Source organism: Nocardia coubleae NBRC 108252, from assembly GCF_001612805.1.
Classification (GTDB): domain Bacteria; phylum Actinomycetota; class Actinomycetes; order Mycobacteriales; family Mycobacteriaceae; genus Nocardia; species Nocardia coubleae.
This window is the reverse complement of the sequence record NZ_BDBD01000018.1, coordinates 79005-98969: the sequence shown is the minus strand read 5'-3', so window position 1 is coordinate 98969 and position 19965 is coordinate 79005. Positions and strand designations below refer to the sequence as shown.

The 19965-nt window shown below is 69.1% G+C and carries 19 protein-coding genes and 1 pseudogene; 11 read left to right on the top strand and 9 right to left on the bottom strand.

Features of this window, described 5'->3' with window-relative positions:
- Window positions 1-7: 7 nt before the first annotated feature.
- On the bottom strand, window positions 8-628 hold the full coding sequence (locus NCO8_RS17730; RefSeq protein WP_245655402.1) for a GNAT family N-acetyltransferase: 621 nt from the start codon (window positions 626-628) through the stop codon (window positions 8-10).
- A 268-nt stretch (window positions 629-896) separates the two neighbouring features.
- On the opposite strand from NCO8_RS17730, the gene NCO8_RS17725 reads away from it, so the two are divergent.
- A complete protein-coding gene (locus tag NCO8_RS17725) occupies window positions 897-2237 on the top strand; it encodes a TrkH family potassium uptake protein (protein WP_067641025.1) in 1341 nt (446 codons plus the stop codon).
- Window positions 2227-2901 (top strand): potassium channel family protein, encoded by a 675-nt coding sequence (locus NCO8_RS17720; protein WP_067641023.1) that lies wholly within the window; start codon window positions 2227-2229, stop codon window positions 2899-2901. Before NCO8_RS17725 ends, NCO8_RS17720 begins: the two co-directional genes overlap by 11 nt.
- A gap of 29 nt (window positions 2902-2930) precedes the next feature.
- On the opposite strand, the gene NCO8_RS30675 is transcribed toward NCO8_RS17720, so the two are convergent.
- The 3 genes and pseudogenes from NCO8_RS30675 to abc-f all read right to left on the bottom strand — a co-directional run bounded on the left by NCO8_RS30675 (window position 2931) and on the right by abc-f (window position 5388).
- A complete protein-coding gene (locus NCO8_RS30675; protein ID WP_084457272.1) occupies window positions 2931-3098 on the bottom strand; it encodes a DUF4236 domain-containing protein in 168 nt (55 codons plus the stop codon).
- Between the two features lie 32 nt (window positions 3099-3130).
- A pseudogene (locus tag NCO8_RS17715) lies at window positions 3131-3769 on the bottom strand (CatB-related O-acetyltransferase); the annotation flags it as partial.
- 17 nt (window positions 3770-3786) lie between these two features.
- Window positions 3787-5388 (bottom strand): ribosomal protection-like ABC-F family protein, encoded by a 1602-nt coding sequence (gene abc-f, locus NCO8_RS17710; RefSeq protein ID WP_174550341.1) that lies wholly within the window; start codon window positions 5386-5388, stop codon window positions 3787-3789.
- Between the two features lie 149 nt (window positions 5389-5537).
- Between abc-f and NCO8_RS17705 the strand changes: the two genes are divergently transcribed.
- The gene (locus NCO8_RS17705; protein ID WP_067641019.1) at window positions 5538-6158 is read left to right on the top strand and encodes a TetR/AcrR family transcriptional regulator; all 621 of its coding nucleotides are present in this window, start codon (window positions 5538-5540) and stop codon (window positions 6156-6158) included.
- On the opposite strand, the gene NCO8_RS17700 is transcribed toward NCO8_RS17705, so the two are convergent.
- A complete protein-coding gene (locus NCO8_RS17700) occupies window positions 6147-6578 on the bottom strand; it encodes a DUF6194 family protein (RefSeq protein WP_067641017.1) in 432 nt (143 codons plus the stop codon). The two genes, NCO8_RS17705 and NCO8_RS17700, sit on opposite strands and share 12 nt — an antisense overlap.
- Window positions 6579-6663: 85 nt before the next feature.
- Here NCO8_RS17700 and NCO8_RS17695 point away from each other — a divergent pair, with 85 nt between their 5' ends.
- Window positions 6664-7374 carry a MerR family transcriptional regulator gene (locus tag NCO8_RS17695; protein ID WP_067641015.1) on the top strand — a complete coding sequence of 237 codons (711 nt, stop codon included), beginning with the start codon at window positions 6664-6666 and terminating at the stop codon, window positions 7372-7374.
- Here the strand turns inward: NCO8_RS17695 and NCO8_RS17690 are convergent.
- The gene (locus tag NCO8_RS17690) at window positions 7338-8234 is read right to left on the bottom strand and encodes an NAD(P)-dependent oxidoreductase (protein ID WP_067641013.1); all 897 of its coding nucleotides are present in this window, start codon (window positions 8232-8234) and stop codon (window positions 7338-7340) included. The genes NCO8_RS17695 and NCO8_RS17690 overlap by 37 nt on opposite strands.
- A gap of 193 nt (window positions 8235-8427) precedes the next feature.
- Here NCO8_RS17690 and NCO8_RS17685 point away from each other — a divergent pair, with 193 nt between their 5' ends.
- Window positions 8428-9414: an adenylate/guanylate cyclase domain-containing protein gene (locus tag NCO8_RS17685; RefSeq protein ID WP_067641011.1), complete on the top strand. Its 987-nt coding sequence runs from the start codon at window positions 8428-8430 to the stop codon at window positions 9412-9414.
- 64 nt (window positions 9415-9478) lie between these two features.
- Window positions 9479-10246 (top strand): RluA family pseudouridine synthase, encoded by a 768-nt coding sequence (locus NCO8_RS17680; RefSeq protein ID WP_084457304.1) that lies wholly within the window; start codon window positions 9479-9481, stop codon window positions 10244-10246.
- Here the strand turns inward: NCO8_RS17680 and NCO8_RS17675 are convergent.
- The gene (locus NCO8_RS17675; protein ID WP_157104957.1) at window positions 10236-10778 is read right to left on the bottom strand and encodes a DUF4333 domain-containing protein; all 543 of its coding nucleotides are present in this window, start codon (window positions 10776-10778) and stop codon (window positions 10236-10238) included. The two genes, NCO8_RS17680 and NCO8_RS17675, sit on opposite strands and share 11 nt — an antisense overlap.
- Before the next feature lie 275 nt (window positions 10779-11053).
- Between NCO8_RS17675 and NCO8_RS17670 the strand changes: the two genes are divergently transcribed.
- Both NCO8_RS17670 and NCO8_RS17665 read left to right on the top strand, forming a co-directional pair.
- Window positions 11054-11833, top strand: a complete 780-nt coding sequence (locus NCO8_RS17670) for a metallophosphoesterase (protein ID WP_067641005.1) — start codon at window positions 11054-11056, stop codon at window positions 11831-11833.
- 88 nt (window positions 11834-11921) lie between these two features.
- Window positions 11922-13100, top strand: a complete 1179-nt coding sequence (locus tag NCO8_RS17665) for an acyl-CoA dehydrogenase family protein (RefSeq protein WP_067641003.1) — start codon at window positions 11922-11924, stop codon at window positions 13098-13100.
- Between the two features lie 21 nt (window positions 13101-13121).
- Here NCO8_RS17665 and NCO8_RS17660 read toward each other — a convergent pair whose 3' ends face one another.
- Window positions 13122-15914, bottom strand: a complete 2793-nt coding sequence (locus tag NCO8_RS17660; protein WP_245655400.1) for an ATP-binding protein — start codon at window positions 15912-15914, stop codon at window positions 13122-13124.
- A gap of 95 nt (window positions 15915-16009) precedes the next feature.
- Here NCO8_RS17660 and NCO8_RS17655 point away from each other — a divergent pair, with 95 nt between their 5' ends.
- From NCO8_RS17655 to NCO8_RS17645, 3 genes are all read left to right on the top strand, one after another.
- Window positions 16010-18103: an ATP-binding cassette domain-containing protein gene (locus NCO8_RS17655; RefSeq protein WP_084457270.1), complete on the top strand. Its 2094-nt coding sequence runs from the start codon at window positions 16010-16012 to the stop codon at window positions 18101-18103.
- Window positions 18100-18840, top strand: a complete 741-nt coding sequence (locus NCO8_RS17650) for an energy-coupling factor transporter transmembrane component T family protein (RefSeq protein ID WP_067641001.1) — start codon at window positions 18100-18102, stop codon at window positions 18838-18840. Before NCO8_RS17655 ends, NCO8_RS17650 begins: the two co-directional genes overlap by 4 nt.
- Before the next feature lie 210 nt (window positions 18841-19050).
- Complete coding sequence (locus NCO8_RS17645; protein ID WP_067640999.1) at window positions 19051-19686, top strand: DUF8020 domain-containing protein; 636 nt, start codon at window positions 19051-19053, stop codon at window positions 19684-19686.
- Between the two features lie 79 nt (window positions 19687-19765).
- Here the strand turns inward: NCO8_RS17645 and NCO8_RS32185 are convergent, their stop codons facing one another.
- Entirely contained in the window at window positions 19766-19945 is a 180-nt protein-coding gene (locus NCO8_RS32185; RefSeq protein ID WP_245655399.1) for an antitoxin, read from the bottom strand.
- Window positions 19946-19965: the final 20 nt, after the last annotated feature.

Sequence of the window (19965 nt, the reverse complement as noted above, 5' to 3'; positions counted from 1 at the left end):
CTCGGGGTCAGAGCGGCCGCGGGCGGCGAATCATGATGTTGAGTTCTGGGCCGGACGCACCGAGCCGGACGGATCCGGTGCGCTCGTTGCCCAGCGCCTCGTAGTAGCCGACATTGGCGTCTTTGCAGATGCCGCAGATCGACGCACCTTGCCGGTCGGCCTTGTCGGTGAACGAGGCGTACAGCGCCCGGCCCACCCCGCTGCGCTGCAGGCTCGGGTCGGCGCCGAGGTAGACGTGGAAGAAGTGTGGTTCGGGCGGAGCGGCCCGATCCATGGCCGCGTCGACCTCGATACCGCGACGCACCGCGGACCCCATCGCGACGAGCAGCTCCGGCCCGGCGACCAGCTCGCGCAAACCGCCCGGGCGATAGCCCTGCGGGTACCACAGCAGGACTCCCACCACGCGGCCGTCGAGCACCGCCACCTCGGCCCCGCCCGCAGGCAGGAAGCGGTGCCGGATCATGGCGCGCAACATGCGCGGGGCCCTTCGATACCGGACGGTCTCGTCTGGAAAGACGTACTCGTCGATGGGATCGTCGTGTGCGAAAGCGGCGGCGAGCACTTCCACCATGGAGTCGATGTCGGCCCTGGTTGCCGGGCGGACGATCAGACGCTTTCCTGAACTCAACGCTGTTGTACCTCAATGGATCCACTGTGCCGGATCACGGAACTCGTTCGGGCAGACTGTGTTTCGTTAGGCTATCTCAGCACATCTGCCAAGCATAGAATTCGGAACGACTTGTCGGTTTTCGCGACGTCGCCACGCGTCAAGGGGTATAGACACGCTGGTCGTCCGCACCGATTCTTGACGAAATCCTTACGGTCGCGTCGGGATGCCGGGGCCGGTCGGACAATTAGGCTGGCCCATCGTGATTTCTTCCCGGGACCTGGTGCGCATGCTCCCCAGCCCGCACCATCCGGCCAGGCTGGTCGTCCTGGGATTCGGCGCCGCGACGCTCGTCGGGACGCTGCTGCTGATGCTGCCCGTAGCGGCGGAATCGCGCACCGCGACGGCGCCGGTCACGGCGCTGTTCACCGCCGTTTCGGCCGTCTGCGTGACGGGGCTCGTCGTGGTCGATACGGAGAGTCACTGGTCGCTGTTCGGTGAACTCGTCGTCCTCGGGCTGATCCAGATCGGCGGCCTCGGGATCATGACACTGGCCTCGCTGCTCGGGCTGCTGGTGGCCAGGCGGATGGGGCTGCGGATGCAGCTGATCGCCCAGTCCGAGACGAAGGCGCTGCGGCTCGGGGAAAGCAGACGGGTGGTCATCGGGGTCATCCGGATGAGCCTGGTGGTCGAGGCGATCACGGCGATCGCGTTGACGCTGCGATTCGTGTTCGGGTACGACCAGGGCGGTTGGCACGGCGTCTATCTCGGTGTCTTCCACGCCGTTTCGGCCTACAACAACGCCGGATTCGCGCTCTACCAGGACAGCCTGATGGGTTACGCGACCGATCCGTGGATCATCGTCCCCATCACCGTCGCCCTGGTTCTCGGCGGCCTCGGCTTCCCGGTCCTGTTCGAGGTCGGCAGGTGGTTGCGCCGCCGCACCCGCGATCATCGGTGGACACTGCACACCCGGCTCACGCTGTGGACGTACTTCGCGCTCGCGGTGTTCGGCATCGTGGCGGTGACCGCGTTCGAATGGTCCAACCCCGGCACCCTCGGCCCCCTCGGTTCACTGCAGAAACTGCTGGTCGGCGGCTTCCATGGGCTCTCACCTCGCACCGCGGGCTTCAATTCGGTGGATGTCGGCGCGATGCACTCCTCGACCCTGCTGGTCAACGACATCCTGATGTTCATCGGCGGCGGCAGCGCGGGCACGGCGGGCGGCATCAAGGTGACCACCTTCGCGCTGCTCGCGTTCGTCATCGCGGCGGAGGTTCGTGGTGAACCGACCGTGCATGTGCTCGACCGCAAGCTGGCCGCGCCGGTGCAACGGCAAGCGATCACGGTGGCGCTGCTCGGGGTCGGCGCTGTCGTCGTCGGCACGCTCACCCTGCTGACCATCACCGGGATGGACCTCGATGCCGTGCTGTTCGAGGTGGTTTCGGCTTTCGGCACGGTCGGCCTGTCCACCGGGATCACCGCCGCCATCCCCGACTCCGGCCTGATCGTGCTGGTCACCCTGATGTTCCTCGGCCGTCTCGGACCCATCACCCTGGCCACCGCGCTCGCGCTGCGCGACCGCGGCCGCCGCTACGAACTACCGGAGGAGCGCCCCATTGTCGGGTAGAACCACACGCAAACACGGCACGCGTGTCGTCGTCATCGGGCTCGGCCGCTTCGGCGGGGCATTGGCCCGCGAATTGGTGACGCACGGTTCCGAGGTGCTCGCGATCGACTCGAATCCGCATATCGTGCAGCAGTATTCGGACCTGCTGACCCATGTCGCCGTGGCGGACACCACTGATATGACGGCGCTGGAGCAGCTCGGGGTGCCCGACTTCCCGCACGCGGTGGTGAGCATCGGCTCCAATATGGAGGCGAGCATCCTCACCACCTCGTTGCTCGCCGACTGCCGGATTCCCAAGATCTGGGCGAAGGCGACCAGCCGTCAGCACGGGCAGATCCTCGAACGCGTCGGCGCCCACCATGTGGTGCTGCCCGAACACGACATGGGTGAACGGGTCGCGCACCTGGTCACCGGCCGGATGATCGACTACATCGAGTTCGACACCGACTACGCCATGGCCAAGACCACCGCGCCCCGATCGGCCGTCGGGGCGACCCTCACCGGCAGCGGGCTGCGCAAGCACTTCGACATCACCGTCGTCGCCATCAAACACCGCGGCGGCGAATTCACCTATGCCACACCGGACTCCGTCGTCGCCGAGGGCGATCAGCTTATCGTCTCCGGGCGCATCGAAGAGGTCGAACGCTTCTCCGATCTGACCTGACGCGGCGAAGACGAAACAAGCCCCGAGTCTCAGCGCTGGCGCCAGCTCAGGGGGCCGGGGAGGTCGACGGCGTTCTTCCTGGTGCGCGAGTTCCAGGACCAGGGGCCGATTTTGATGCCCCAGGACGACAGGCCCGACTGGGTGAAATTGAACTTCAGGGGGCCGAAGGATTTGCGCTGGCGGAATCGGATGGGCATTGCTGGCCTTTCGGTTCGGCGCGTCGATCCGAATCGAGCTCGGCGGCAGCCGATTCCAGTGCATCGACGCTACCGGCCATGATAGTTCGAATATGGCGGGTGATGTGGTCGAGCGGCCAGTCCCACCAGGCACAAGCCAGCAGGCGCTCGACTTCGGCTGCGGGATAACGGGTCCGGATCAGCCGGGCGGGGTTGCCGCCGACGATCCCGTAGTCGGGCACATCGGCGGTGACCACGGCGCCCGTACCGATGATCGCCCCGTTGCCGACACGGACGCCGGGCATCAAGGTCGCGCCGTTGCCGATCCACACATCGTTGCCGATCACCGTGTCGCCACGGCTCGGCAGGTCCATGACCAGGTCGATGTGGTCGGCCCACGAACCGCCGAGGACCGGGAACGGGTAGGTCGACGGGCCGTCCATGCGGTGGTTGGCGCCGTTCATGATGAACCGGGCACCGGTGGCGATGGCACAGAACTTGCCGATGACCAGCTTCTCCGGACCGTAGCTGTAGAGGACGTTGCGGGCTTCGAAGGCGGTCGGGTCGTCGGGATCGTCGTAGTAGGTGAAGTCGCCGACCTCGATCCAGGGTGAGGTCACGTGCGGTGTCAGCAGCATCACCCGGGTGCGGTCGGGAATGGGGCGGGGTGTGGTCGGGTCGGGTGCGGGCACGGGGGCTCCTTCGGGATTCAGACGGTGGCGGTGGCGCCGAGGGCGAGGTGGGCGCCGCGCCAGCGTGAGCGCAGGCGACGATCGTGGCTGACGACCAGCAGTGCACCGCGATAGGTGCTGAGGGCGGTTTCCAGGTCTTCGACCAGGGCCGGCGAGAGGTGGTTGGTCGGTTCGTCGAGGAGCAGGGCGTCGACCGGCTCGGTGACAAGGCGGGCGAGGGCCAGGCGTTGGCGTTGGCCGGTGGACAGGTCGGCCACGCGGGTATCCAGTTGCGCGCGATCGAACAGGCCGAGGGCGAGTAGTTGCTCGGTGTGCTCACCGGCGTCGCCCGCGCGACCGTGCGCGAAGGCGGCGGCCAGGGTTTGCGACGGGTCGGGGAACGAAGGCTCCTGGGCCAGGTAGCCGATGCGCCCGCGCCGGGTCACGGTGCCGGCGTCAGGTGTGACTTCGCCGGTGAGAACTCTGAGCAACGTGGACTTTCCGACGCCGTTGGGTCCGGTGATCAGTACTCGCTCCCCCGCCGCGATCGACAGGCTCGTACGGTGCAGCCGACCCTCGACCGCCACGTCGACCGCTTCGAGCACCGGCCCCTGTACCCGCCGCGCCCGCAGCACCGGGGTGAACCGCAGCGGCTGCGGCGGTGCGGGTACCGGGTCTGCCAGCAGCCGCCGCAAACGTTCCTCCGCATTGCGGACACGACTGGCCAACGACTGCTGCACGCGACCTCCGGCCCGGTCGTAGGCCATCTTGTTGTTGTCCTTCATCGCCCGGCCCGGTGCCACCGCGCGGGCGGTGGTCGCGGCGGTCTCGCGCAGGCGGGCAATGTCGGCCTGCCACTGTTCGTGGGCCTGCTCCCAGCGTTGCCTGGCCGCCGCCTTCTCGGTGAGGTAGCCCGCGTAACCGTTGCCGTAGCGGACCACTCGTCTGCGGTCGGCGTCGACCTCGAGCAGGTCGGTGGCGACGCGTTCGAGGAACCGCCGGTCGTGCGACACCGCGACGATGGTGCCGCGACGGCTGCGCAGGTGGTCTTCGAGCCAGGTCATGGCGGTGTCGTCGAGGTGGTTGGTCGGCTCGTCGAGCAGCAGCACCTCTGTGCCCGCCGCCAGCACCGAGGCCAACCGCAATCGGACCTGTTCGCCACCGGACAGGTCGCCGACGCGGCGATCGCGGGCGACGAGTCCGAGACCGAGACCGTGCAGGGCCCGTTCCACCTCGGCTTCGGCGTCGTAACCGCCACGCAGCTCGAAAAGGGTTGTCAGCTCCGCGTATTCGGCCAGCCCGTCACCGTCGGCCATCGCGGCTTCCAGCGTTCGCAGGCGGGCCTCGATGGCGCGCAGGTCGGCCAAAGCGCGGTCGATGATCTGCTGCACGGTGAGGTGCGGTGCGAGTTCCTCGTCCTGGGCGAGGTAGCCGACGCCACCCTCGGCCCGGACCGTCACCTCGCCGGAATCGGGCAGTTCGCGACCGGCCAGCAGGCGCAGCAGGGTGGACTTGCCGGAACCGTTCTCGCCGATGATCCCGGTGCGCTCGCCCGTGGCGAACGCACACGTCACCTCATCGAGGACCGGGCGCCCAAGGAAGGATTTGCTGACCGCACGAGCGGTGAGTTGAGTTGGCATACAAGCACTCCGAAGCATTCGAGGACGCGGACCGAGCGGTCCGCAGGACGTGATGAACGCTTCGAAGGAGCATCGGCAACCTCACTAGTGCGACAACAATTGCATTAGTATGGTGCCACAGGATTTCCCCGCGAGCAAGAAGAAGATTCATGAGCGAACCGAAACCGCGCCCGGGTGGCCGCACCGCCCGCAACCGGGAGCAGGTACTGACCGCTGTCAGCGCCGAACTGGCCGAGAACGGCTACGACGCGTTGACCATCGACTCGGTCGCCGAGCGCGCCGGTGTGCATCGGACCACCGTGTACCGGCGGTGGCGCAATGTGGGCGGGCTGCTCGCCGATGTCATCGCGGCGGCGGGTGATCTGGACTGGCAGCCGCGCGATACCGGTTCGCTCGCCGGGGATCTGACCGCGCTGAACGAGGAGATCCAGGAGTCGTTGCTCGCGGAACCGTCGATCGCGTCGGCGCTGATCGCGGTGTCGTTCCGGTCGACGGAGGCCGCGCAGGGGCTCGCGCGGATGTGGGAGGACCGTTACGCGCAGTGCGAGATCGTCGTGGAGCGGGCCGTGGAACGGGGCGAGATCCCCGCCGACACCGATGCCCGAGCGCTGCTCATCGCGGCGACGGCCCCGGTGTACCACTGCCTGATGCTGCTGCGCACTCCGCCGGATCCGGGGTTGCCGGAGCGGGCGGCGGCCGGCACCGCGCTCGCCGCCCGCGCGGGGGCGTTCCGCGGGTCGCCGCACACCACTCGACCGTCAGTGTCCTGAATGGCGTTCGGCACGTGATTTGTTGCGGCCGTGGGCTTCTCGCAACATTTCACGCAGCACCTCGGCGTTGTCCGTGCCGGGGTTCGTGATCGAAAGCCAGTGCGCCCGGGCGTACTGCGGATGCGGGGCGAAGGTGTTGTCGGCGATCGGGTTGTCGGCGTATTCGGCGAAGGTGTCCGTGCCGACCGCGACGTTGACGCGGAAGGCACCGGGCCGGTCCAGGCCGGAAGCGGTGTCGTCGGGATAGTTCTTGGTGACGATCGTGGCGAAGGGTTGGCCACGGGGCACCACGCCGTCCGGGGCGTAGTAGTAGAAGATGTCGCCCCAGCTGATCTCGGGGAAGTCGCTGCCCTCGGTGGGTCGCAGGGCGAGCACACCGTCGAGTCCGCTCACGAAGTCGTCGATCTCGGTAATCTGCATGCTTCAAGCGTCACATTGAAGTGCTTGTGTGGACTCGGACGCGATACCGCCAGGAGAACTGATTACAAAGCTACATTCGCCCCGGATGCGGACGGTCGATGTGGCGCGGGCGGCCGGTTACTCGGTGCAGCAGGTGCGCGACCTCGAGAACGACGGTGTGCTGCCCGCCGCGCAACGGTCACCGGGCGGCCACCGGAGCTATCGAGACGCGCATGTCGCGGCCGCCCGGGCGTATCGCGCGCTGGCGGAAGGGACCGGCCCGGTGGCGGCGAAGGCGATCATGCGCGATGCCGTCGCCGGGGAAACCGAGCGGGCACTGGCCGGGCTCGACGCGGCCCACGCCGCCCTGCACACCGAACGCGGCGAGCTGGCGCTCGCGGTGCGGGCGGCGGCCGGTATCGGAGCCGAACCGATCGCGGATGTGCGCGACTCCGACGCACTCGGCATCGCCGAACTCGCCGACGCGCTCGGCATCCGGACCTCCACGCTGCGGCATTGGGACGCAGAGGGTTTGGTCGTTCCCCAGCGCTTGAAAGGCGCGCGGCGATACACGCCCGAACAGGTGCGCGACGCCAGGATCGTGCACCAGTTGCGGCGTGCGGGTTACGGCATAACCACCCTGCGCACGGTGCTCACCCAGTTCCGGCGCAGCGGGCCGGGAGAACTACGCGACGCCCTCGCCACCCGAGAGGCTGCGCTCACCCGACGGTCCAGGGCACTCGTCGAAGCGGCGGCGGCCCTGACGGAGGTCCTGCGGGATCAGCCGCACAACCCCCGAGCTCGCGCGCTCTGCTGAGTACCGGCGGCGAGCAACTCGAACAGTGCGGTGATGCTCTGGTCACCACGCCCCTCGGCGACCGCGCAACGGAGCAGGTGGTTGATGGGTTCGTGCCAGCTCATATCGATGCCCGTCTCCGCCGCGAGCTGGGTGTCGTCGGTGACCGCCGTGTGGAACAGGTTGACGGTGGCGCCGAGGCGGGTGTAGTCCTGGGTGTCGATCTCGGTGGCCAGGATCGGCAGCAGGGATTCGATCATCCGCAACCATTTCGCCGAGTACCCGACCATCGCCTCGGCCGGGATGCCGCGGGAGGCAAGGATCGCCGCCCCTTCGAAGATGCCGAGCAGGGTGGGCAGAAGCGTTGCGCCGACGGCGGATTCGTAGAGTGCGGCCAGGTCGGGGTCGGGGCCGAGGAACTCGACGTCGCCGCCGAGTACGCGCAAGGTCTCGACATGGGTGTCGAAGACGGCGCGGTCGCCACCGAAATACAGCAGGGTGTCGAAGTTTCCGACGGCCGATGGCACGTTCTTGATCGCGCCACCGAGGTAACGCGCGCCCACGCAATGCGCGAAGCGTGCGAATTGCCTTGCCTGTGCCGGTGTTCCGCTGTTCAGGGTGATGAGATCGCGGCCCGCGAGTTCACCGGTGCCGTCCAGGCTGTCGCGAGTGGCGGCGAAGGTCGTCATGGTCGTCACGATCACCCGGCTCGCGGCGACGGCATCGGCGACGGCGGGATGGGCGACCGCACCCGCCGCCACCAGGGCCGTGGTGCGCTCGGGGCTGCGGTTCCAGACATGGGTGCGGTAGCCGGCGGCGAGAAAGGCCTGGGCGATCGCGGTGCCCATCGCGCCGGTGCCGAGCACGGTCACGTTGTTCATGGGTCCGAGTGTGGGCGCCATCCGGGCGGCACAGAAGTACGCACTTTTCCCGTCCCTAGCTCACCCACAGGTAATCGTCCAGGTCAGGGCACCGGTGGCGGAACAATTGTGTGGGGCGTCATTGTTGTGAACCCTGCCAAGGCCGGAGGTGAGCATCCCCGGGTGTCCAGCCGGTGGCCGTAAAGTTTCAGGTATGTCGGAGCCCGAGATGACCGAACTGGTACAGCGCATCGTCGAGGAGGCGCTACTGGGCGGCCCACGACGGTTCAACCGGACCCAGGTGGCCGAGCTCTCCGGCGTACCGGAGAGCGAATCCCGACGGCTGTGGACGGCGCTCGGTTTCCCCGCCAACTCCGAGGAAGCCGTCGACTACGCCCAGATCGATATCGACTCGGTCAGCACCTTCCGCGGCATGAAAGTGGTTGCGGCGTCGAATCTCCGGCAGCAGGCGGCGGCGGCGCGCACCATCGGTCAGGGCCTGGCGCGGCTGGCCGAATGGCAAGCCGACCTGGTGCTCGCCGAGGTCAAGGTCCGCGCGGAGGCGGCCGATCCCGCACTGCCCGTGGCCGAACGGATCAGGGCGGCCGCCGAGGACACCCTCGCCGAGGTCGAGCAGTTGCAGGCGTATGTGTGGCGCAGGCATCTGGTGGCCGCCATCGCCCGTTCCATCGACGACGCCGGGGACGGATCCACCCGCACCCTGGCCGTCGGCTTCGCCGACATGGTCGGTTTCACCCGGCTCACCCGGCACCTGCATCCCGACGAATTGTCCACGCTGCTCGAGGCTTTCGAGTCGACCACCACTGCCGCGATCACCGACAACGGCGGCTGGGTGATCAAGAATGTGGGCGACGAGGTGATGTTCGCCGCCGAGAACGCGGTCGACGCGGCCCGGATCGCGCTGGCCATCCAGGAGTCGACCATGCTCGTCGGCGGCACACCCGAACTGCGCGTCGCCTTCGCCTACGGTGAGGTGCTGCAACGCTTCGGCGACCTGTACGGCTCGGTGGTCAATATCGCCGCCCGCCTCACCGGCGTCGCCCGCCCCGCCAACATCCTCATCGACGACGCCGCCGCCGAAGCCCTCGCCGACCACCCCGAATTCGCCATCCGCCACCTGCGCAGCGTCCGCGTCCGCGGCTTCAACCGCCTGCGCCCCCACCGCCTCCGCCGCGCGTGAATTCGGCTCGGAGCACCGTGTCGAAGGGGTACGGGACACCGTTCTCTAGGGTGTTGTGGTGGAGATGGATTGGCTGAGTGTGCGCAAGGCGTACACGGTGTTCGCCGATGACGCGGTGGTGGCGCTGAACAAGCCGTCGGGCATTTCGGTGACCGGAGAGCGGCACGACACCGATCTGGTCGAGATCGCGCAGGCGGCGGGGACACAGGTGTACCCGGTGCACCGGATCGACAAGGTGACCTCCGGGCTGGTGCTGCTGGCGACCGATCTGGCGGCGCACGGGCAGCTCACCCGCCAGTTCAACAAGCAGACCGCGCGCAAGGCCTATCTGGCGATCGTTTCCGGGAACGACCTACCCGACCAGGGCGAACTCGACCTGCCGTTGAGCGTGGGACGCAAGAACCGGGTGCGGATCGCGGCGCCGCGCGAGGCGATCCGCCGCGAGGGCGAGCGCTGGTTCGTCGATGACGCCGACCTGCTGCCCGCCAAGAACTACCCCTCGCTCACCAGGTTCACCACCGTCGCCCGCAAGGACGATCGCGCTCTGCTCGCACTGCGACCGGTGACCGGGCGACGACATCAGATCCGCGTGCAGCTCGCCTGGACCGGCCACCCGATCCTGGGCGACCCCCTGTTCGACCGCACCGCCGCCCTCCCCCGCACTCACCTGCACTCCTGGCGGCTGCAACTGGACGCCGACTGGCTCACCCCACCGGTCCTCGACCTGCACGCCACCCCGGGCCCCGACTTCTGGGCACCGTTCACCACCGACCCCGACGAAGCGGCTCACCTGCTCGCCGAGGCCGACCGCCGCACCGGTGCTACCCGGTGATCTCCCAGCTGCTGCTGCCGTCGTTGCGCGCGGTCACCACGACGGTCGCCGTATCACCCTCGGCCTCGACCGCCGTACAGGTGAAGGTGCTGCCGACCTCGACGATCTTCAGTCCCTGACCGCAGTCGACGGTCACCGCGAAACCGAGCTGGCTCGATGCTTCGGTGCTGATGTCGGCCGCGGTCGCCGCCAGGTCGAACGCGATATCGCGGCTCTTGTACTCCACCGAGCCTTCGTCGTCCTCGACCCGCACGTCCACGCGCACTTCTTTGTCCTCGACCTTGGCCACACAGATGAAGGTGTCGCCCGTGGCCGGTTCGTCGGCCAGACGCGGGCACTTGACGGATTCGACCTTCCGCGAGATCGGCGCGTAGGCCTTGTCGAGCTCGGTGGCGATCTCCTTCTCCAGCGCCTCGTAATCGGGACCGCCGATCGAGATGAAACCGCTACAGCCGGCCAGCGCGAGGGGGAAAACCAAGGCGCTCAACACGACCCGGAACACGGGGCGAGGCGCGGTACGAGAAATCGACACGCCGGTGACGCTACAAGGCCGCGAACCGGTCGGCCGGGCGAGTAAACATCCGATCCCACTCAGCGGAATACACTTACTACAACAGGCTGATTCGCGCAGGAGAACGTGCGCTTCCGCGCGGTGAAAACGCACACAGACCAGGCGATGGGTTTCGGTCCGTGGTACGGCTCATGCAGACGAATAAGCGCAGGTCATCTAGCCTTGAAGGGTGCCGATGAGTCATCCCGGCGCACTCTGACGCAACGGAGCGATCCCAGAGAAGAAAGCGACTGCCGATGATCCTGGCGGCTCAGCTCAGCGACACCCATTTCGACCTCAGCGCACGCAATACCGAACGGGTCGAGGCGGTGATGGGCTATCTGGCGGACCTGCCGCGCAGGCCCGACGTCATCCTCGTCACCGGCGACATCACCGATTCCGGCAGACCCGAGCAGTACGCCGAGGCGCGCCTGGCCCTGACCGCCGACGTCCCGGTCTACCTGCTCCCCGGCAACCACGACGACCGCGCGAACTTCCGCACCGGCCTGCTCGGCGAGCCCGCCTCCACGGCACCCATCAACAGCGCCAACCGCGTCGGCCCGCTGACGATCCTCATGCTCGATTCCAGCATCCCCGGCGAGCCGAGCGGTGCGCTGTCCGAGGACACATACACGTGGCTACGCGCCGCCCTGGCCGAGGCGCCCGCCGACGGCCCGATCCTCATCGCCCTGCACCACCCGCCGAACCACCTGTTCAGCCCGATCGTCGACGTGATCGCGCTGGCCGATCCCGGTCGCCTGGCCGCCATCGTCGCGGGCGACCAGCGCATCATCGGCGTCCTCACCGGCCACGCCCACTCCCCCATCGCCACCACCTTCGCGGGCAAGCCGATGATCACCGGCCCGAGCACCGCCTCGGTCCTCGGCGGCGAATGGGAGATCACCCCGCCGCACCGCGTGATGGACTACGCACCCGACCCGGCCATCGCATTGCATGTAATCGACGAAAACCACGCTCTAACAACACATTTCCGCACGGTGGCGATGGGCGGCTGGCTGGCGGAACCGCTGACCTGAACCGGCGCGGCCGCCCACGCGCGGGCCGGTGGGCGGCCGTGACAGCGAATGACAGCGCGGTGACAGGGCCTGCCCGGACAGTGGCCGCATGACTCAGACCATCAGCGAAACCCGCAACATCCCGATCGACATGCTGGAACGGTTCCGGGCCCGCGCCGCGGGCCACGACCGCACCAACACCTACTTCGCCGAGGACCTCGCCGAGCTGCGCGGTATCGGCTACCTCGCCGCGGCGGTTCCGGCCGAGCGCGGCGGGTGGGGTCTCGACCTGGCCCAGCTCGCGGCGAGTCAACGACGCCTCGCCCGCTACGCCCCCGCCACCGCGCTGGCGATGACGATGCACTCCTACTGGATCGGCATCGCCAACGAAATGGCGAGGGCGGGAGATCATTCGGTCGACTGGATCTACACCGCGGCCCTCGCGGGCGAGGTGTTCGCGGCGGGGCATGCCGAGGCGGGCAACGACATTCCGGTGCTGCTGTCCACCTGTCAGGCGCGCCGCGTCGACGGCGGTTACCGGCTGACCGGGCACAAACAGTTCGGTTCCAACGGACCGGCGTGGTCGTGGCTCGGCGCGCACGCCCTCGACGTCGATGCCGAGGGCGGCCCGAAAGTGGTGCACGCCTTCGTGAAACGCGGTTCCGAAGGCGCCGACGTCGTCGAGAACTGGGACACCCTCGGCATGCGGGCGACGCAGAGCTACGACACCCGGCTCGACGAGGTGTTCGTCCCCGACAGCCGGATCGGCTGCGTGGTGCCCGCAGGCGATGCGGACCACCCGTTCCTGATGGGGATGACGATGTGGCCGCTGGCGCTCATGGGTGCCGTCTACCTCGGCATCGCCGACCGCGCACTGGAACTGGCGGTGGCCCACGCGCGGAACAAGAAGTCGATGGCGATCGAGCGCGGCGCCTACGCCTACAACCCGTTCGTGCAGCACCAGATCGCCACGATGTATCTGGAACTCGACGCCGCCGCTGCCGTCCTGACCGGTTTCACCGCCGACTGGGTGGCCGGTACCGATCACGGCGCCGACTGGGTGCCGAAGGTCTACTCGATGAAATGGCGGGCCGTGGAAGGCGCCAAACGAGTGGTGGACACCGCGCTCGATGTGGTGGGCGGAGCGGGCATGTTCGCGGGCAACGAGCTCGAACGCCTCTACCGCGATGTGCGCTGCGGGGGATTTCATCCCGGCAACGACGCGCTGACCCACGAGATGGTCGGCAAGGCGGTGCTCGGCATCATCGACGAACAGCCGCGCTGGTGATCCGCGGGCCCGCAGGCGCTTTCAGGCCTGCGGGCCGAGGGCCGCGAGGGTGTAGCCGATCAGCGCGTCGTTGCCGAGGCTCGCACCGAAGCGCCGGGCCTGCTCGAAGAGGTCCGCGCCCAGTTCGTCGCGCAATCGCTTCGACAACTGGTCGAGCACCTCACGGTCCGAACCGAGCGGTGCTTCGGCGGTGGCGGCGCGGATCGCGCCGTCGAGCACGGCCGCTCGTTGTGCGCGGCCGAGTTGCTCGAGCAGCAGCGCGATCGACCGGAGCATCACCCACTGGGTGGACCACATGCCCGCCCGCTGCCAGGCGCGCAACAGGGCCGGATAGGCGGCCGCTGCCTCGGCGGTGCGACCCGAGCGCACGTCGAGCGAGGCCCGCGACGCACCAGCGACGCCGGTGACGAAGGTGGTGCCGGTCGCCTCGGCCATCCGCAGGGCACGGTCGAGCAGACCGCGCGCCCGATCCGGGTCGACATCGAGGACGGCCTCACCGGCGCAGTAGAGGTTGTATGCCGTGTACGGGGAGACGATCGTCGCGGCGGCCAGCTCCGCCGAGCGCTGACCGACGCTCGGGTCACCCGCGTAGCCGAGCAGCATCGTCCACGTCGCGCTGTCCATATTGGGCACCTCGCGGCCGGGAATCTCCGAAGCACGGCGATACCACTGTGCGGACTCCTCGAACCGCCCCGAGAACAGCTCGCAGACGCCGTACGCACCGTAGGCGTTGTAAGGCGGGTCGTCGCAGGCGGCGAGGGCCCGGCCGGCGCGATCGTAGGCGCCGGGCAGGTCACCGGCCATCCACCGGGCGTACGCCGCGGCCGCCAGCACCTCGGCAGCGAGCCGGCCCGTCGGCTCGGGCTCGGCGGCGAGTACCAGCTCCGACCAGGCGAGGACGTCGGGGCGGAGCCTGAGCAGGCCGTAGTCCATCAGGGCGGCGACGAGACGGGCGGCGCGAGGGGTGTCGCCGTGGTCGAGGAGCCAGTGCAGGGCACGGTGCAGTTCGGTGATCGTGTCGTCGACGCGGGTTATGGCGGTGGCCGAGTCGGCCAGCTCCCGGCAGGTGCGTTCCGCCCAGTCCACGAAGTAGGCGGCGTGGCGAGCCCCCGCGCCGTCGTCGGCGGTGGCACGCGCGGTGCGGCCGAAGGTGCGCAGGGTTTCGAGCAACGCGTAGCGACGACCGGGCGCGCGCAGGACGAGTGAGCGTTCGGTGAGCGCGGTCAACCTGTCGGCCGCGACACCGAGCTCGATATCGCAGACGGCGGCGGCCGCCGCCACATCGAACGGTCCGGCGAACACCGACAGGCTCGTAAACGTCTCGCGCAGTGGGCGATCGAGCAGATCCACCGACCACGCGACAGCTGCGGCGAGCGAACCGTGCCTGGTCGCGGTGCGGTATCCGGCCGAGAGGAAATCGAATTGGCGGTCGAGTCCGGCCGCGATCTCCGCCACGTCGTGGGAGTACATCCGGGCCGCGGCGAGCTCGATGGCCAGCGGCAGCCCATCGAGCCGGGACACGATGTCACCGATCCGGGCGAGGGCAGCGGGTTCGAGCCGCAGGTCGCCGGTGACAGAGGCGGCCCGTTCGAGGAACAGGGCGACGGCGGGCGAGTTGTCACCGACCGCGAGCGGCGGCACCCGGCGAACCTGCTCACCGGCCACCCGCAGCCGCTCGCGGCTGGTCGCGACGATCCGCACGTGCGGACAGCGACTGAGCAGGAGCTCGACCAGCGCGGCGATCGGCTCGACGACGTGCTCGCAATTGTCAAGGAGTACAAGCATTTCCGACTCGCCGATCACACCGGCGATGCGTTCGCCGAGCGGGATGCCGGGGCGCACATCGATGGCAAGTGCGGCGGCGACCGCCGCGACCGCACCGTCGACATCCGTCGCGGCGAGTTCGCACCACACCACCGGCGAGCCGGCGTGCCCACGTCCCAGCTCCAGCATCACACGGGTCTTGCCGACCCCGCCGGGGCCCACGAGGGTCAGCAGGCGATGGCCTGCCTGCGCCGCGCGTGCCTCCGCGAGCAGGTCGTCGCGCCCGATCAGTGGCGTCACCGGCAGCGGAAGCGGCTGGGGTGCACCGGTTTCCACCTCACCGGCGAGCAACTGCCGGTACCTGTCCCGCAATGGTTGCGACGGCTCGGTGCCGAGTTCGGCTGCCAGCAGCCTGCGGAATTCGTCGTACACCCGCAGGGCGTCGGCGGGCCTGCCCGTGGCGGCGAGTGCGTCGATCAGCAAGGCGCGCAGGTGCTCTCGCAGCGGATACTCGTCGACCAGCGCGCGCAGGCGAGCCGCCACACCGTCGGTGCGTCCCTCGGCCAGCAGGCGGGCCGTCTCGGACTCGACGGCCCGCACCCGCCGATCCTCCAGCCGCGCCGATTCAGCGCGCGCGTCGTCGACCATGTCGAGTTCCGGGTAGGCGGGCCCCACCCAGCGGCGCAGGATCTCCTCGGCCGAGCCGCCGCTGTCGAGGATCGCGGCGAGTTCGTCGGCATCGACCAGTACCCGGCCCGGATCCAGGCGATACCCGTCACCGGCCGAAGCGATCGCTTCCGGGAGCACCCGGCGCAACCGGGACACATGGTTGTGCAGGGCCGCCGCCGGATTGCTCGGCCGTTCGCCCGGCCACAACAGCTCGATCGCCGCGTCCGAGGACACCACCGCACCACGCCGGAGCAGCAACAGCGCGAGCAGCCGCCTCGGTAACACCCCGGCGGGCGTCACCTCGTCGCCGCCGGGGGCGTGGACTCGCAGCGGCCCGAGCACCGCGCAGTGGAAACGCTCCGAGCGGCCGTCTTCGTGCACCGACCAAGCCTACGACCACGGGTGCCCACCGGATCCACACACAATCCACACGCCGCGCATATCCCGGTGGGGCAACCCCCTGGCAGACTGGACACGTGAATCACAAGCCCGCGGATCTTCCTCGCGGACCACTGCGTCCCATCGAGCTGGCCACCGGGGCGGTGATGGCGGGGCTCACCGTCGGTCTCATCACCGTGGGGTCGCTGGTGCCGATGGCGGCCGCGTTGCAGCTGGTCGCGGCCGTTCCGCTCGGGCTGCTGGCCCACCGTTACCGGCTGCGGGCGCTGGTCACCGCGACTGTCGCCGCCGGACTGGTGACGTTCGTGGCGGCGGGGATCATGCCCGCGCTCGGGATGCTCGGCGCCGCGACCATCGCCGGGATCGTCGGCATCGTCAAACGACGAGGTGGCGGATTCGCCGCCGTGCTGGCGCTCGGGCTGGTCGCGGGCCTCGGCTGGGGGTTGTTCTCCGTGGCGAGCCTGCTGCTGTTCGCCCGGACCAGGCAGCTGTTCTTCGACGCCATCCGCAGCACCGCCGAGGGCATCAACAACCTCGCCGAACGACAGGCGCAACTCGAACCGCTCGGCCGGATGGCGACCGAGGCCACCGATGCCGTGCTGCGCTGGTGGTGGCTCTACATCGGCGGCTCGGTCGCGCTCGGCGTATTCGTGAGCACCGTCGTCTCCTGGTTCGTGCTCGGCTCGGTGCTCGACCGGCTGCGGTGGCTGCCGGGCAGCGACCGCCTCGACGCACCCGAGGACGACCGGCAGATCGCGCCGCTGCCCGTCTCCCTGCACGGCGTCGGCTTCCGGTATCCGGGAGCCACCACCGACGCGCTCGCCGATATCGACCTCACCATCCGGCCCGGCGAGTTCGTCGCCGTGGTCGGGCACAACGGGTCGGGCAAATCCACGCTCACGCGGGTGCTCGCGGGCAGACCACCGACCTCCGGCGCCGTCGACCGGCCGGGCTCCGCGGGCCTCGGCAAACTCGGCGGCACCGCGCTGGTGCTGCAACGTCCCGAGAGCCAGACCCTCGGTGTCTCCGTCGCCGACGACGTGGTGTGGGGCCTGCCGCCCGAACTCGCCGCCCAGGTCGACGTGGACGCGCTGCTCGCCGAGGTCGGCCTCGACGGTATGGGCCGCCGCGAAACCGCCACCCTCTCCGGGGGCCAACAGCAGCGCCTCGCCGTCGCCGCGGCCCTGGCCCGGCGACCGGCCCTGCTGATCGCCGACGAAGCCACCTCGATGATCGATCCGGACGGCCGCCGCGACCTGGTCGCCCTGCTGGCCCGGCTGCCCGAGCGGCACGGCACCGCCGTGGTCCTGGTGACCCACCACGAAGCCGACGCGAGCGCCGCGGGCCGGGTGATCCACCTGGCGCAGGGCCGCATGGTCGACCGGCTCGCGGCCTGGCCGCAACCGGCCCGCGACCGGCGCCGGGCCCCGATGGGCGAACCCATCCTCGAGCTCACCGACGTGCGCCACACCTACAACCGGGGCACACCGTGGGAGGCACCGGCCCTGCACGGTGTCGACCTGTCGGTGCGCCGCGGCGAGGCACTGCTCGTGGTCGGCGGCAACGGGTCGGGCAAGTCGACACTGGCCTGGATCATCGCCGGCCTGATCGCCCCGAGCGAGGGCCGCTGCGAACTGCGCGGCACCCCGGTCGACAAGCAGATCGGTCGCGTCACCCTGGCGTTCCAGCATTCCCGCCTGCAACTGCAGAAGCAGACGGTCGGCGAGGAGATCGCCGATTGGGGCGGCAAGGCCACCGGTTCCGGCGCGGTGGGCCGCGCGCTCGACGCGGTCGGCCTCGACCGGGCCTTCGCGGCCCGCTCGGTCGACGAACTCAGCGGCGGTCAGGCAAAACGGGTGGTCCTCGCGGCGATGGTCGCCAGCCATCCCCAGGTCGTCGTCCTGGACGAACCGCTGGCCGGACTCGACCCGCAGGGCCGCGCCGAAGTGGTGGAACTGCTTGCCCGTCTGCGTGATTCGGGCCTCACCCTGATCGTCATCTCCCACGATGTGGCCGATGTGTCGGTGGTGTGTGATCGCACCGTCCACCTGGATTCCGGGGTGATCGTCGAGACCGCGCGCCAGACCGTGGGCGCTGTCGCCGCGCACACCGAACCGCTGTGGCGACTGGACAATTCACGCAACGAGCCGGGGAACGGAGTGGCCCGATGAGCACCGTTTTGTTGCGCGAGGTACCCGTGAACAGCGTGGTGCACCGCCTGTGGGCCGGCACCAAGATGATCGCGGCGTTCACCATCAGCCTGCTGCTGATGTTCTGGCCCGCGTGGCCGGTGCTCGGCGTGATCATCGCGTTCCTCATCGCGATCGCCGTGCTGGCCAGGATTCCGCTGGGCGCGCTGCCGCGCCTGCCGCTGTGGTTCTGGGGACTGATCGTGCTCGGCGCGCTGGTCAACATCCCCAACGGAACGCGCGGTGTGCTGGTCTACGCACAGGTGGTCGTGTTCGGCCTGGTGCTGGTCGCGGCCTCGCTGCTGATCGCGTTCACCACCCCGATGGGTGAGGTGGCCCCGGCGCTGGCCAAGCTCGGCGCCCCGCTGCGCAAGCTGCGGCTGCCGGTCGACGAGTGGGCGGTGGTCGTCGCGCTCACTCTGCGCGGGCTGCCGCTGCTGCTCGACGAGATCCGGGTGCTGCGCGCGGCTCGCAAGCTGCGCCCCAAGGAGAGCCTGCTGCACCGCGCCTCCGACGCGAATCCGCTCATCGACATTCTCACCGCGTGCATGGCGGTGTCGTCGCGGCGGGCGGGCGAACTGGCCGAGGCCATCACCGCGCGTGGTGGCACGGGCATGCTGACGGCCCATCCCAGCGCCCCCACCAGGCGCGATGCCGTCGCCCTCATGATCGTTTTCGCGGTCTGCGCGGGTGCGCTCGGGCTCAACGCCGCACTGTGAACGAGCCGGCTCGTAATAGCGTATATCTATGAGGAATTTCATGTTTAAAATCTGAATTCCCCTGTGAGACACCATCGAGACGACTAGCGTTCAATCGACAACCGAGCTGGACCGCTTTCACGTGCCGACGCTCGCTTCTCGGGGGAAGCAACGAACGCGGCGCCTTCGTTTGGGCACGTCTCCTGATGAAAACCAGATGGGAATGTTCACATGATCATCCGTAAGATCGCCGCGGTCGCCATTCCGGTGCTCGCGGCAGCACTCGTCGGCACCGGCGTCGCGAACGCCGAACCGGTGCCGCCGAGCGTCGAGTACCGCACCGAACTCATCGGCAACACTGTTGTCACCACCCTCACGCACGGCACCTTCACCGTCACCGACGGCGCCGTCCAGGTCCGCGACGAAGCGGGCGCCACTCTGCTGTCGCTGCCGCTTTCGGTGCGCGACGGCGCCCTCGAGTACCCGCTGCCGCACGCGGTCAGCGACGAGGGCCGCAAGCTCGAACTGACCGCCGTGAAGGACGCGGCCACCGCGCGCCCGAACCTCACCCCGGTCGCCTCGCCCTCGGAAAACTATGCGGCGCAGGCTAATTTCGCCTCGACCTTCGGCCTGGCCACCGCCATCGGCAGCTTCGTCGGCATGGCCATCGGCGCGGTGATCGGCCTCGTCGTCGGCGCGGCCGCGGGCGGCGTCGGCGCACTGCCGGGCCTCATCACCGGTGCGTCCGTCGGTGCGATCATCGGCACCATCGTCGCCGGTGGGCCGACCCTGATCGTCGCGGGCATCGACCTGATCAACACCTTGACCGCTCCCCCTGGCACCACCCGCTGGGCGCAGACCGGGTAATCCCCGCAGGCAACGCGCTGGGAGCAAACTTTCAGCGCGTTGGTCCGGCGGGCCGGTGGCGGCCGGCCCGCCGTCGGCCTCAGGTCTTGTCGCGCAGCGCGTTCTTCGCCGCTTCCTGAGCCGAATCCACCTGACCGGCGAATTTGCCGCCGGTCTTGTTGTCCACCACGTCACCGGCCTTCTCGATGACGTCGTCGACCTTGTCGGCGTGCTGGGAGGCAAGGCCCATCGCCTTGTCCGCCAGGTTCTTGAAATCCACCGCGTACTCCTCGCTGATTC

Excerpts from the sequence above, each read along its gene's own strand:
- NCO8_RS17725 (WP_067641025.1), top strand. The coding sequence starts at position 897 with ATGCTCCCCAGCCCGCACCATCCGGCCAGGCTGGTCGTCCTGGGATTC.
- NCO8_RS30675 (WP_084457272.1), bottom strand. The coding sequence starts at position 3,098 with ATGCCCATCCGATTCCGCCAGCGCAAATCCTTCGGCCCCCTGAAGTTC.
- abc-f (WP_174550341.1), bottom strand. The coding sequence starts at position 5,388 with ATGCCAACTCAACTCACCGCTCGTGCGGTCAGCAAATCCTTCCTTGGG.
- NCO8_RS17705 (WP_067641019.1), top strand. The coding sequence starts at position 5,538 with ATGAGCGAACCGAAACCGCGCCCGGGTGGCCGCACCGCCCGCAACCGG.
- NCO8_RS17700 (WP_067641017.1), bottom strand. The coding sequence starts at position 6,578 with ATGCAGATTACCGAGATCGACGACTTCGTGAGCGGACTCGACGGTGTG.
- NCO8_RS17695 (WP_067641015.1), top strand. The coding sequence starts at position 6,664 with ATGCGGACGGTCGATGTGGCGCGGGCGGCCGGTTACTCGGTGCAGCAG.
- NCO8_RS17690 (WP_067641013.1), bottom strand. The coding sequence starts at position 8,234 with ATGAACAACGTGACCGTGCTCGGCACCGGCGCGATGGGCACCGCGATC.
- NCO8_RS17685 (WP_067641011.1), top strand. The coding sequence starts at position 8,428 with ATGTCGGAGCCCGAGATGACCGAACTGGTACAGCGCATCGTCGAGGAG.
- NCO8_RS17680 (WP_084457304.1), top strand. The coding sequence starts at position 9,479 with ATGGATTGGCTGAGTGTGCGCAAGGCGTACACGGTGTTCGCCGATGAC.
- NCO8_RS17670 (WP_067641005.1), top strand. The coding sequence starts at position 11,054 with ATGATCCTGGCGGCTCAGCTCAGCGACACCCATTTCGACCTCAGCGCA.
- NCO8_RS17665 (WP_067641003.1), top strand. The coding sequence starts at position 11,922 with ATGACTCAGACCATCAGCGAAACCCGCAACATCCCGATCGACATGCTG.
- NCO8_RS17650 (WP_067641001.1), top strand. The coding sequence starts at position 18,100 with ATGAGCACCGTTTTGTTGCGCGAGGTACCCGTGAACAGCGTGGTGCAC.
- NCO8_RS17645 (WP_067640999.1), top strand. The coding sequence starts at position 19,051 with ATGATCATCCGTAAGATCGCCGCGGTCGCCATTCCGGTGCTCGCGGCA.